Here is a 12,643-nt window from a genome sequence, read left to right on the forward strand (position 1 = left end):
AAATATATCGGCGCAACTCAAATTATATCAGCGATTTTCCGATTATATCGACTTACCGACATAAAACGACAAAAAAAGAGGCCGTTCCGAAACAGCCTCTTTCTTTCCATCTATTTCGGAAGCTCCACCCGAACGGTCGTTCCTTCCCCCTTCGTACTATACACCGAAACGTTTCCATGATGCAGTTCAACAATCTTCTGCACAATCGACAACCCTAAACCGCTACCTTCTACGTTTCTCGTCCTTGCTGTATCTACTTTGTAAAAACGGTCAAAAATACGATCCATTTCTTCTTTTTCCATACCGATTCCGTTGTCTGATATAGAAATAATGACACTAGACTCTAACTCTTCGACGAAAAACTCAATCGTTCCACCATCGTTTGAAAACTTAATGCTATTCGTGAAAATGTTACTCCATACTTGGTGAAGTAAGTTTTCATCACCTTTTATAGTGATATCTGGCACATTAAATTCAACGGCGATATCTTTTTCCCGCCATTTCCACTCAAGCATAAAAATGACGTCTTTAATTTGCTTCTGCAGATTGAATTCTCTTATTTGTAGAACCTTTTCCTCTTTATCTAATGAAGCGAGCGTAAGTAACTGTTTACATAAACTAGACATTCGCTTACTTTCACCCTCAATAATTTGTAAGTAATGATTTCTTTCTTCCTCACTCATCTTTTCTGTTTGCAACGTCTTTGAAAAACCTTGTATGGAAGAAAGCGGCGACTGAAATTCATGTGAAACGTTCGAAACGAATTCTTGTCTCATTTCATCTAGTTCTTTTATATTTTTCGTCATCTTTTGGAAGCTTGTAGATAACGTTCCTATTTCATCTTTTCGTTTTACATCTAATTCAATTTCATATTCCCCACTCGCAATTTTTTGCGTAGCCTTCGTAAATTTACGGATTGGGCGAACGATATAACCTGCTGCAATCGCTATAAAAATAATACTTAATAGTACGATAAACCCTAGTAATACCGCTAGAAAAATTCTCATCTCGCCGAATTGTTGTTGAACGTCAGGGCGAATGAATAAAGCGTACTGTTTATCACCGTGTTGTACTGGGACACCGACGCTATTAATTAATTCATTATCGAAAAACCCTGTAATAAAGAGACGCGTTGGATATGTAGAAACACCATTAAACGTTTCTCCTTGCAATACTTTATGAACAGTAGCATCGCTAATAGACGTCTTACGAAACGCATTACCGATACGCTTTCCATTCTTTTGATCATCGACAATATAAATTTCATACCCTAACTTTGCGATAGAATGTAAGTACGCCTCTTGATTTTCTTCACTTTGCTTTTCATATAACGATTTAACTTCTTCAGCATACTTTAAAATCTTTTCACTGTTATACGGTTTTAACTTCACTTGATAATATACGTTCGTTAATAAAAAGCCGATAATACTACTAAGTAGCATAATGCCGACCGTCATAAATACAAATCTAGAATATAGTGATTTCATCTTAGTTCAACTCCAACTTATACCCGAGGCCGCGCACTGTCGTAATTTGAAAATCATCCGTTCGTTTTGAGAAACGATCTCGCAGCCTTTTCACATGAACATCAACTGTTCGTTCATCTCCTTCAAAATCCATTCCCCATACTAATTCAATTAGCTCTTCTCTTGAAAATGTTCTTCCAGGATAACTAGCAAGTTGTGATAATAACTCAAATTCCTTTAAAGGAAGCAAAATTGTTTGACCGTTACACTTTACTTCTACACCTTTTCGATCAATTGTCGTTCCGTGCAACGTAATAATATCTGCACTCAGCATTTGATAACGTCGTAATAAAGCTTTCATACGGAAAATCACTTCAGCTGGTTCAAATGGTTTTACGATATAATCGTCCGTACCAGAAATGAATCCTTTTTCTTTATCAACTAACTGATCTTTCGCCGTTAATAAAATAACCGGTATATCATGATACTTCCGGATTTCTTCACATAACGTATAGCCATCAACGAACGGCATCATAATGTCTACGATCGCAAGATGAATATTTTCCTTCTCTAAAACATCTTGCGCTACCTTTCCATCTTCTGCTTCAAAAACTTTAAACCCCTCTTTTTGTAAATGGTAATGCAACAACTCTCTAATATGCTTATCATCATCAGCTAATAAAATATGTATCATCTTCATTAAACCCTCTCTTGTTCATCCTTCTACATCCTTACCTTAAGAAACAATTGAATTTTTTGCAAGAAAAAGAATCTATTTTGAAAAAAGACTATTCAAAATAGATTCTCACGTTTTAGTATTAAAATTATTTTAATCAAAAACAATTTCTAAGCCTTCGAAATATCAACAAATCCTTCTCCGAACACATCACGAACATCGTGTATAGCGATGAACGCCGCCGGATCCGTAGTTTGAACAATCCGTTTTAGCTTCACTACTTCTTGCTTATTAATAACAACATAAAGAATATCCTTCGGCGTTTTCGTGTAATAGCCATGACCTGAATACACGGTAACCCCTCTCCCCATTAAGGTTGTCACCTTCCCGGCAATTTCATCTGGATTATCAGAAATAATCGTAATAGCCTTCTTCGGATTTAACCCTTCAATTACAAATTCCATCACTTTCGTTGCTACATATAGCATAATAATTGTTATCATCAGTTTTTCTGCACCAATGATGAAATAAGATGAAAACGCAACGATTAAATCGAAGAACAGTAGACCGTAGCTAATACTCCAGCCTAAATACTTATGCGTCATTCTTGCTAAGATCGTAGTACCTGCTGTCGTTCCACCAACGCGAATGATAAGACCAATACCACACCCGATAAATATTCCTCCGAAAATGGCATTTACAAGCATTTCATCCGAAGCAATTGTCCAGCCTTCTGTTAAATGAAGAAATAGCGAGTTAGTCACTACAGCGATAATCGTATAAATTGTTGTAATCTTATTTAAAAATTTATAACCAGCTATTAACAAAATCGCATTTAAAATTAAGTTAACTAAGCCTGGTGACCATTCAAATAAATAGTACGTAATAATCGTGATACCTGTTACCCCACCCTCACCAAACTCGTTCGGGATAACAAACAAATTGACACCTAATGCAAAAAGAAATGCACCAATAATAATAAAAATAATGTCTGTCGTTCTTTTTTTCATACAGTACCTCACTTCTTATGTAAATATTTATTCTGTCATAAACTCTCACCATTATATCGTGGAATATTCAAATCGAACAGTGGTTTGTTTTTATTTTAATATAAGATAAAAAATCAACATTATTTATTATGTACTGCAAATAAAGTTTTGATTTCAACCGTAATTTACTCTTAAAAAGAAATGCTGAACATTGACTTGCGCAAATTTCAAATAAAAAAGTACCCATCTAATTGTCATACGCAATGAGATGGGTACTGCATGATACATTTAGTTTTTACATGTATTGTTTGGAGAAAATTGCAAATAACGACCTATACTCGCCTTATTAAGACCAAATCCATACATCATCATTATTTTCAGCGTTCGTCTTTGCTTCATGAACTTTTTCAATATGATCAACTGTGTTCCAGTTAATAGAAATACCACCCCAGCCTACATACTTCATATCAATTTTCACTTTCTCACCCGCATTAAATACTTGTCCCTTTGTTAAGAAAACATCAATAATAGCTTTCTTTCCATTTAGCGATGGATACTCAACTACAACATATTTAGTAGCACCGTCTCCCTCATCTTCCATCGTTCCTACTTTTGATACTTCTCCAATTACATAATTAGGTGAGCCATCTTCTTTCATGTGCATACCTAACTTGTTTGTTGTATTTTCAACTGCAGTTGCAACCATATATTCTGTAAAATTACGCATCATAGATCCAGTAGCTTTTACTTCATCTCCTACTTTCACATTTGAAAGTGAATCAATATACACACTAACCGGTTCCTCATATTGCTTAGATTTTACAACAATTACACCGTTATCTACTTCTACTACTCGTCCTTCTAACGTCGAGAAATTCGATTCAATAGAAGCTGCACTCGCTTTTGTTACTTCTAGTCCTGGTAAATTTGTTCCTGATAATGCTGCGATCCCTAAAGCACCTGCTAAAATTAATTTTTTCATACCCATTATGAAACATCTCCATTCATGATGATTTTATTTTTTTGATTGGTATCGACCAACCTGTAATCATTATAGTTACAGGTAGTGAAAATAACAACCGTTTTCCTCATGCAATGTTGCATACTGTAATTTTCAAATATAAATCGGTTATTCCTATATTCAACACTAAGACTGAATTCTTGAATCCCAGCAGGTAAACGGATTGATGATGAAGAAACTAATGTCATACATCATGTTTTTCAATGATACAGTTTGTATAATCGTAGTCCATTACATTATGTAGGAGCGGAGTTAGCATGTTAAAAAAACCAAAGAGATTACAGCCAGGAGATACCGTGGCAACAGTAAGTCCTTCGTGGGGAGGAGCAGATAACGATATGACAGGACTCAAATAAATAAAAAACACTCCTATAAGATATGACTGTGAATTGGTACTTTTCAAATGATATGAAGATTACTTATCTAATGATAAAGGGGGATTTACGTGTATGGAAGTAACATTTACAGTAAGTAAATGGGATGAAAAACTAATTGATGATACTAGAAAAGATTTCCCTATTAATATTGCCCATGTTGAATATGATATTGATGGAGAATTAAAAGGAAAAGCTTTTGTTGAATACTTATTATATTATGTAGACTCAAATATAAATGATGGTCACTTGGCTACGGCTAAAATTTCTGGATTTTTACACTTTGAAGGAATTTATAAGGGGCAACAAGGGACATTCACAGCTATAGAGCAAGGAATATTTGATAAAGGAAATTTAGATTCCCCAGGAACAATTATTAAAGCTACCGGTAACTTAGAAAATCTGAGAGGGTCCTATAATTATCAGTTTACAGGTCAAACTAGTAAACTGATTTTAGAGTTTGAATTTTAGCAAAATACCTTACATTTTAGCAGAAAGGACATTTCTTGTAATACTCGGAATGTCCTTTTTGTTGACGAGCTTATTCAACTATTTTCTAATAGTTAAGAAAAGAACAGAATATACGTTATGGGGGAATTAAAACGCTAAGCCTGAGAGGCATGGAGAACCCACTTATTCATTACTTCTCCTATTAAAGAATAATCCCCGAAAAACTTCCCTTCATAACTTCTTTTCCAACTTGATTCACACATGTAAACATCGCAATTATCTTTGTACGTTTTTTTCATCAGGTTCTAATTGTTCAATTGTTACGTCACAACGAATCGTTACTATTAATTGGTGACTTTCGATCAAATGAAAATCGCCTCTTATAGAGAGCAGTTTTACTTATATTTATTCTTATGCAAATTCTGAAGCATATTCTTCGTATGTCTTTAATGTATTAAGCAATCGAGCTGATTCAATCATGATTTCGTTCGAAGAATCAGTTACACAAATGACAATAAATCGATTATCATCTCTATCTCCAAACAATCCTTCTGATTCAAGTTCCATTAACACATTTAACGTTTCTTTCAACAGTGTATTTACTCGTATATTAAAGTCATCTTCGACAATATTATGATATTTCTTAATAATTTTTTTCACTTCATCAAACATTCCAAAATCGTCCCATTCGCTCCACTCAACAGCTCCGTATCTATAATAATTGTATAAAGGGTCCGATTTATTAACTTTGATTAGTCTTTCTTCATTAGCCACTGGTCCAATGCTATTGACACAATCGTCTGTTAATATGGAGTACCCATATATTGTGTCAACACCGCACCTAGTTAAAAGTTCGTTATAATGACAACGAATTGCATTTTTCAATTCAACATAAAAACTTTTTTGAAGATGCATTTTCATCGTATTTCCTCCATTTTTTTGTAGCGACCTGCTGTTACATATTTCAATCTTAACATGAAAATCAACATTAAACGTTAACTGAGCCAAAATAAGAAAAACCGAAACTCAAATCATTTCGGTTTTTCAAAACTATAGAAGTCAATATTTACTTTAAAGAATGAACAAACAACCCACTACGCAGTTTCGGTTCAAACCACGTTGATTTCGGCGGCATGACTTCTCCGGCATCTGCGATTGCTAATAAATCTTCCATAGATGTCGGATATAATGCGAATGCTGCTTTGTATTCGCCGCTGTTCACAAGGCGTTCTAGTTCTTCTAGCCCCCGTATTCCGCCAACAAAATCAATGCGTGAATCAGAACGCGGATCATGTATTTCAAGTACTTGGCTTAATAAATGATCTTGCAGGATAGATACATCTAAACCTCTAACAAGATCATTCGCATCAAATGTTTCTTCTTTCACAGTAAGCTTATACCACTTCTCATTTACATACATTCCAAATGTTTTTGGTTCATTTGGTTTATACGGAGAAACAGGTGCCTCTTCTACATAGAAGTATTGCTTGATTTGTTTTAAAAACTGTTCTTCTGATAAACCGTTTAAATCTTTCACAACTCGGTTATAGTCCCAAATCGATAATTCATCATGAGGGAATAGAACGGATAAGAAGAAGTTAAATTCCTCTTCTCCTGTGTAATTTGGATATTGTTCTCTTCGCATAAGTCCTACTTTTGCAGCTGATGCAGAACGGTGATGCCCATCTGCAATATAAAGATTAGGAATATCTTCAAATGCGTTTACTAAAGTCGTAATTACATCTTCATCTGCAATCTTCCACGCAACATGCTTAACACCGTCTTCTGCTGTAAATGTATAAATTGGCGCATGCTCTTCTTTCCAGCTTCTAATTAAATGCTTTACTTCATCTTTTGTACGGTACGTTAAAAAGATCGGACCTGTATTTGCGTCACACACATCTACGTGGCGAATACGATCTAACTCTTTTTCATGACGTGTTCTTTCATGTTTTTTAATTGTATCATCTTCATACTCATCAATAGATGTACAAACGACAAGGCCTGACTGCGTTCTTCCTTGCATCGTCAGTTCATAAATATATAGCGCTGGCTCTTCATCTTGTATGAACACTTCTTCTCGTATAAATTGCTTTAAATTGTCGCCCGCTTTTTCATACACGCGATCATCATACGGTGACAGTGCAGGGTCTAAATCAATTTCTGCTTTATCAACATGCAAGAAAGAATATGGATTCCCTTTTACAACTTCCCTTGCCTCTTCACTATTTAATACGTCATACGGTAAAGCTGCAACTTGTGCTGCTTTTTCCTCTACTGGACGAATGGCCCGAAACGGTCGGATTTTTGCCACATTCCTCTCTCCTTTACACAATCATTCGAACGGCTACAACACCTGTAATTTTGCTTATATTTTCCACAATATTCTCTTTTATTATATCATCAATTCCGTTATCGATATCAATCATTGTGTATGCCCAAGAATGTTTACTACGATTAATCATATCGGCAATATTAATATGATGTTCCGCTAAGCATCCTGTAATTTGCCCTACCATATTCGGGACGTTTTGATGCATAATTGTAATTCGTTTCTTTCCGATATACGGCAATTCTACGTTTGGATAGTTTACTGAATTACGAATATTTCCTGTCTCTAAATATTCACGTAATTGACGCGCCGCCATTACTGCACAATTTTCTTCCGATTCAGACGTTGATGCGCCAAGGTGAGGCGTCGCTGTTACATTTTTCATCTTTATTACATTTTCATTCGGGAAATCCGTTACGTAATGTGTAATAATATCTTCTTCTAATGCTGTTTGAAGAACCTTTTCATCTACAAGTTCTCCTCTAGAGAAATTAAATAGACGCATCCCTCTTTTCATCTTCTCTACAGCGTGTTCCCCAATGATCCCCTTCGTTTGATTCGTAAGAGGAATATGCAGTGTAATATAATCACACGTTGCAAAAATTTCATCAAGGCTAAATGCTCTTTGCACATGTGTAGAAAGACGCCAAGCTGTTTCAACTGAAATATAAGGATCATATCCGATAACATCCATGCCTAACGCTAACGCATCGTTCGCAACTAAAGCACCGATTGCGCCAAGTCCGATAACACCTAGACGTTTCCCTGCAATTTCTGATCCAACAAATTGTTTTTTTCCTGATTCAACAAGCTGTGGTACTTCTTCACCCTCTAAGTTTTTCGTCCAACTTACACCATTAATAATGTTGCGTGAAGACATAATAAGACTGGCAATAATGAGTTCCTTTACAGCGTTTGCATTTGCCCCCGGCGTGTTAAATACTACAATTCCTTTTTCTGTACATCTCTCGACAGGAATATTATTTACACCAGCGCCAGCTCTTGCAATCGCCTTTAAGTCTTTTGAAAACTCTTCTTGATGTAAAGAGTAGCTACGAAGCAAAATTCCATCTGGATGATTGATTCTATCTCCTACTTCATAACGTTCTTCAGTAAAAACTTGCAAGCCTTTTTCTGCAATTTGATTTAACGTTTGAACACGAAACATATCCCCATCTCCCTATCTATTCTCAAGCTCAAATTCCTTCATATAATCTACTAATCGTTTTACGCCGTGTGCTGGCATCGCATTGTAAATACTGGCACGCATACCGCCAACTGAGCGATGTCCTTTTAACGTAACAAGGCCGCGTTCCTTCGCTTTTTGTAAAAACTCATTGTTAAGTTCTTCTGACGGTGTTGTAAATGGAATGTTCATAAGTGATCGATACGCAGGATCAACTGGTGAAGTAAACAATTTAGATTCATCTAAAAAATGATAAATAAGTGAAGATTTCATTCTATTTTGTTCTTCAATCGCAGATACTCCGCCTTGCTCTTTCAACCACTCTAGTACAAGTTTTGTTACGTAAATACTAAAGGATGGCGGTGTATTATATAAGGAGTTATTTTTACTGTAAGTTTCATAATTTAACATTGTCGGACAAGAGCGATCTGCTCCCCCAATTAAATCTCTTTTTATAATAGCAATCGTTAAGCCCGCTGGTCCTAAATTTTTTTGTGCTCCCGCGTATATAAGACCAAACTTCGAAACATCATATTGTTCTGACAAAATATTTGAAGATATATCCGCAACGAGCGGCACTCTTTCTATATGTGGAATATCCACATATTTTGTCCCCTCAATTGTATTATTCGTTGTAATATGTACATAATCTAGTTTTTCATCGCTTAGTAAACCGTCCAGTTTAGGAATCGTAGTAAACTTCTCTTGCTCGGAAGAAGCAATCACTTGTACTTCCCCAACTTTTTCGGCTTCTTGCAGTGCCTTTTTAGACCATGAGCCAGTTAGTACGTATCCAGCTTTTTTATACGTATTCATTAAGTTCAGTGGTATCATAGAAAATTGTAATGACGCACCGCCTTGTAAAAATAAAACATCATACTCATCAGGGATGCTCATTAATTCACGAAGTAAGTTACTCGCTTCCTCTATAATACTTTGAAAATAAGAAGATCGATGACTCATTTCCATAATAGACATGCCTGTCCCGTTATAATTTACAAGCTCCTTTTGCACTTTCTCTAAAACTGGCAAAGGGAGTATTGATGGTCCTGCTGAAAAATTATAGACTCTCTCCATTACCCTCATAACCTCCCTATTTCTTATTTTTATTAATTTTTAAACTTTCTGAATTATAACCCAAAATATAATACGTGGTCAATTTGTTTTCTATTATTACGGCGCAAGACGCAATGGAATCGCTTGCATGTGCAAACTATTTTTATAAACATACAAAAAAGTGTTAAGTACATAATCGTACTTAACACTCTAGTAATAAAGTATAATTGCTAATTGTCCGTGAAGAACCGATCAAAAATTTGATAAATAGCAGAAAGACCAATGAGCCAATAAATAGTGTCCACAAGCGCCGGCATAGAACCAAACCATTTCTCAACTACATTGTAATCTAACGCTACAAACAACCAATTCAAACCGCCGAGAATCACCAAAATTACTGTAAGGTAAGACAAAAATTTCATTATGATTGCCCCCTAGGTGATAAGATGGTGAAAGGCCTTTCACTAGAAATATATGTAGTAAACTTCAAAACTTACCTATTTTATAAAAATTATTTTCGGTACCAGCCGTTAATAACTGCCTCTGCTTCTTTACTATGTATTTGATACGGATGTGTACTATCATTAGAGCCAATAAACCAAATTGAAAAACCTTTAAAATATGGTTTCGGTTCTAATACATCGCGGTAAGCACGCCATCCATTTAATTGTACATCTTTCGAAAACACATTTGAAACATCTGGATTCCATGGATTTTGTAATCCAAGTTCACGTGCTGGAACGTTAAATCCACCGAAGTAAACTGGCTTTCCTGTTGCATTATGTAATTGTTCCAATTGCTGAACAACATTTTGCCCACGATTATATACTGTCGTCGCAAATAAACTTTGCTTCACTTCTTCATATGACGGATTTCTTTTTCCAGAAACTTCAAACCAACTGTCTATGCTAACAATATCTACCTTCTTTAAATACGGACGGTTTATTTTCTCTATAAACTTCTCTTCATAAGAAGAGTCCCAGCTTGCTGTTAACCACCAGTTCATTTGATACAAAATATTTCCTTTATACTGATTACGAACAAAATCAATTGTATCGCTCCAGTATCCTTCTGCATACTCCATATTCACGAAATTAGAAGCAATCTTTAGTCCATACACATTGTATTTACTTGTAATGGAATTAAAAATATCTTGCAGAATAACCGTCTTCCAATTCCAGAAGAAATCATTAATGTTACTTGGGTTCCATTCTGTCTCTCCAACATTCCCCTGCTGAATATATGGGAACGGTTCCACTATAACTTGAATATTACGCTTTAATAATTCTTGAATTAAAATAATAGCTTGTTGCTTTTGCGCTTGATTAATTACCATGTTAGTAGAAGTCACATTTGGGATATCTACTTGAATCGGTACATTTACTGTATTTAAATTTAAGCGCTCCACATCCGCTAATACTTTCGCTACATTTCCAACTTCCCATACTGTTACGTTTCCTGATTTGATTTTTCCAGATTGAACAGTATTTACATCTGCCTGTACATTTCCTTGAAAACAAAAAGAAAACAACATAATAAACACTCCTAAAAAACTTATTAAACTCTTATTTTTCTTCACAACTTTCCCCCTATAATTTTTGACTTTCTTGATTATTTTATACAACGTTTCACATTTATTCCAGAAAAAAATGAAGTTCCGTTCAACTATATTCATATAAATCTTCTAAAAATAGTAGGAAAAATAAAAAAGGAGCAGATTTCCGCTCCTTTTTATCCTTTTACAATTGAAATTATTGAATCCCTTCTGGTAACTTAATTGGATCAAACTTTTCATATGAATCAATCTTTATACTCACAACTGCATCCAATTTTTCCTTATCTGTACCAGCTTTTTTATCAGAGTTACTTTCACTCACTTTTATAGTTGTTCGCATCTCTTCAAATTTATAATCTTTTGTTATTATATATTCAATGTTAAACGCATCCATATTAAATCCTTCCGTTAATTTTTTCATATCTCCATTAATTTTTTGTAACGTATCTACCGCTTCTTTTCCCTTTAATTCAAGTGTAAGTTTATATGTGTCTCCATCTTTCTTTGCTTTCATTTTCTTAGCCAAAGCTTCCGGTAAATCTAACTCATTAAGTAAATTTTTACTGACCATTACATCATTTACATTAAATTGATCATTAGGTATCGTAACTAACTCTCCTGTATCAGGGTTTTTCACTTGAGCAGCGACCTTTCCATCTACTTCATACGTTACAATATCTGTACCACTTATTTTCATTTCAGCTCTAGAATTCTTCAGTTTCGGCTCCATTTGTATTTTCATTTTAATTTCTTCTGATTGGCCGCTCCCCTTCATTGACATAAGAGATGTCAATGTAAGATATTCCTCTTGTTTTAATCCGTCAGCTGCTTTTTTAAAAATATCTTTCGCTACTAACTCTTTTTCTTTTTTTACAGATACTGTTTTAGGTCCACTTGTTTTTTCACTGCTACAACCAGTTGTTAAACCTACTATTAGCGCCAAACTAGATATTACAACCATTTTCTTCATACTGATTCTCCCCATTTCCCACTTAAAAATATTTTCATCCCATGTATAGTAAATCAATTGAAATAAATAAATAAATAAATAAATATATATACAATAATTATTTAACCTCTAAACGAAACCAGTTATTCAATCCGTATACTAATGTAACTAAAGCTCCTATCACACCAAAAACAACAATATTTACACCAATTGACGAACCAAATAAAACAGCCATCATTGACACCATCAGTAATAGCATAGCAATACTATTTATCTTAATTTCTACTACATCGCCATCCTTTACTTTCTTTTCTTTACTTCCAAAAAAGAATTGTTTTACTTTAATATTCGCTTCATCTAATTCAAAAGGAAGCGTATATTCTTCGTTATTCTCAAGTTTCATTACTACTTCGTTATCTACCTTTACAGCAACTCTTGCTGCTCCTCCCATTACCCCTGTTGCTCTTATTACTTTAATACTCATGCTAAATCTCCTCTCCCCCTATGACTTCTCCATGTCATTCATTTTTGTAATTCTTCTCTTATGAAATCCTTGAATGTAAAACAAAAAATGTATTTGTATGACATC

The 12,643-nt window shown here is 34.8% G+C and carries 13 protein-coding genes; 1 reads left to right on the top strand and 12 read right to left on the bottom strand.

All coding sequences use genetic code 11. The features are described 5' to 3' along the window. Nucleotides 1-110 precede the first annotated feature (110 nt). The 4 genes from EBQ15_RS11140 to EBQ15_RS11155 form a co-directional block, all read right to left on the bottom strand. Complete coding sequence (locus tag EBQ15_RS11140; RefSeq protein ID WP_000839490.1) at nt 111-1,487, bottom strand: sensor histidine kinase; 1,377 nt, start codon at nt 1,485-1,487, stop codon at nt 111-113. A gap of 1 nt (nt 1,488) precedes the next feature. Then, nucleotides 1,489-2,166 carry a response regulator transcription factor gene (locus EBQ15_RS11145; RefSeq protein ID WP_000781962.1) on the bottom strand — a complete coding sequence of 226 codons (678 nt, stop codon included), beginning with the start codon at nt 2,164-2,166 and terminating at the stop codon, nt 1,489-1,491. Nucleotides 2,167-2,312: 146 nt separating this feature from the next. Next, nucleotides 2,313-3,152, bottom strand: coding sequence for a YitT family protein (locus EBQ15_RS11150; RefSeq protein ID WP_000747484.1), 840 nt, complete (start codon nt 3,150-3,152; stop codon nt 2,313-2,315). A gap of 325 nt (nt 3,153-3,477) precedes the next feature. Then, entirely contained in the window at nt 3,478-4,119 is a 642-nt protein-coding gene (locus EBQ15_RS11155) for a F0F1 ATP synthase subunit alpha (protein WP_000525524.1), read from the bottom strand. Nucleotides 4,120-4,601: 482 nt separating this feature from the next. Between EBQ15_RS11155 and EBQ15_RS11160 the strand changes: the two genes are divergently transcribed. Next, on the top strand, nt 4,602-4,997 hold the full coding sequence (locus EBQ15_RS11160) for a DUF3224 domain-containing protein (RefSeq protein WP_000454083.1): 396 nt from the start codon (nt 4,602-4,604) through the stop codon (nt 4,995-4,997). 390 nt (nt 4,998-5,387) lie between these two features. On the opposite strand, the gene EBQ15_RS11165 is transcribed toward EBQ15_RS11160, so the two are convergent. The 8 genes from EBQ15_RS11165 to EBQ15_RS11200 form a co-directional block, all read right to left on the bottom strand. Next, nucleotides 5,388-5,897: a DUF4303 domain-containing protein gene (locus EBQ15_RS11165; protein ID WP_000781769.1), complete on the bottom strand. Its 510-nt coding sequence runs from the start codon at nt 5,895-5,897 to the stop codon at nt 5,388-5,390. A gap of 145 nt (nt 5,898-6,042) precedes the next feature. Next, nucleotides 6,043-7,290 carry a DUF1015 domain-containing protein gene (locus EBQ15_RS11170; protein WP_001063054.1) on the bottom strand — a complete coding sequence of 416 codons (1,248 nt, stop codon included), beginning with the start codon at nt 7,288-7,290 and terminating at the stop codon, nt 6,043-6,045. Between the two features lie 13 nt (nt 7,291-7,303). Beyond that, a complete protein-coding gene (locus EBQ15_RS11175; RefSeq protein WP_000490230.1) occupies nt 7,304-8,476 on the bottom strand; it encodes a 3-phosphoglycerate dehydrogenase family protein in 1,173 nt (390 codons plus the stop codon). Nucleotides 8,477-8,488: 12 nt separating this feature from the next. Then, nucleotides 8,489-9,571: a 3-phosphoserine/phosphohydroxythreonine transaminase gene (gene serC / locus EBQ15_RS11180; RefSeq protein WP_000442935.1), complete on the bottom strand. Its 1,083-nt coding sequence runs from the start codon at nt 9,569-9,571 to the stop codon at nt 8,489-8,491. Between the two features lie 209 nt (nt 9,572-9,780). Next, entirely contained in the window at nt 9,781-9,972 is a 192-nt protein-coding gene (locus EBQ15_RS11185) for a DUF378 domain-containing protein (RefSeq protein WP_000670803.1), read from the bottom strand. Between the two features lie 89 nt (nt 9,973-10,061). After that, nucleotides 10,062-11,129: a glycoside hydrolase family 113 gene (locus EBQ15_RS11190; RefSeq protein WP_000739761.1), complete on the bottom strand. Its 1,068-nt coding sequence runs from the start codon at nt 11,127-11,129 to the stop codon at nt 10,062-10,064. A 172-nt stretch (nt 11,130-11,301) separates the two neighbouring features. Next, nucleotides 11,302-12,075, bottom strand: coding sequence for a DUF6612 family protein (locus EBQ15_RS11195; RefSeq protein WP_000738990.1), 774 nt, complete (start codon nt 12,073-12,075; stop codon nt 11,302-11,304). Nucleotides 12,076-12,172: 97 nt separating this feature from the next. Next, on the bottom strand, nt 12,173-12,538 hold the full coding sequence (locus EBQ15_RS11200) for a hypothetical protein (RefSeq protein WP_000025027.1): 366 nt from the start codon (nt 12,536-12,538) through the stop codon (nt 12,173-12,175). Between the last annotated feature and the right edge of the window lie 105 nt (nt 12,539-12,643).

It is taken from the genome of Bacillus sp. 2D03, assembly GCF_003946765.1.
Taxonomy (GTDB): Bacteria; Bacillota; Bacilli; order Bacillales; family Bacillaceae_G; genus Bacillus_A; species Bacillus_A cereus.

What these genes read in the sequence shown, in the direction of transcription:
- EBQ15_RS11140 (WP_000839490.1), bottom strand. Translation starts at nt 1,487, where the DNA reads ATGAAATCACTATATTCTAGATTTGTATTTATGACGGTCGGCATTATG.
- EBQ15_RS11145 (WP_000781962.1), bottom strand. Translation starts at nt 2,166, where the DNA reads ATGAAGATGATACATATTTTATTAGCTGATGATGATAAGCATATTAGA.
- EBQ15_RS11150 (WP_000747484.1), bottom strand. Translation starts at nt 3,152, where the DNA reads ATGAAAAAAAGAACGACAGACATTATTTTTATTATTATTGGTGCATTT.
- EBQ15_RS11155 (WP_000525524.1), bottom strand. Translation starts at nt 4,119, where the DNA reads ATGGGTATGAAAAAATTAATTTTAGCAGGTGCTTTAGGGATCGCAGCA.
- EBQ15_RS11160 (WP_000454083.1), top strand. Translation starts at nt 4,602, where the DNA reads ATGGAAGTAACATTTACAGTAAGTAAATGGGATGAAAAACTAATTGAT.
- EBQ15_RS11165 (WP_000781769.1), bottom strand. Translation starts at nt 5,897, where the DNA reads ATGAAAATGCATCTTCAAAAAAGTTTTTATGTTGAATTGAAAAATGCA.
- EBQ15_RS11175 (WP_000490230.1), bottom strand. Translation starts at nt 8,476, where the DNA reads ATGTTTCGTGTTCAAACGTTAAATCAAATTGCAGAAAAAGGCTTGCAA.
- serC (WP_000442935.1), bottom strand. Translation starts at nt 9,571, where the DNA reads ATGGAGAGAGTCTATAATTTTTCAGCAGGACCATCAATACTCCCTTTG.
- EBQ15_RS11185 (WP_000670803.1), bottom strand. Translation starts at nt 9,972, where the DNA reads ATGAAATTTTTGTCTTACCTTACAGTAATTTTGGTGATTCTCGGCGGT.
- EBQ15_RS11195 (WP_000738990.1), bottom strand. Translation starts at nt 12,075, where the DNA reads ATGAAGAAAATGGTTGTAATATCTAGTTTGGCGCTAATAGTAGGTTTA.
- EBQ15_RS11200 (WP_000025027.1), bottom strand. Translation starts at nt 12,538, where the DNA reads ATGAGTATTAAAGTAATAAGAGCAACAGGGGTAATGGGAGGAGCAGCA.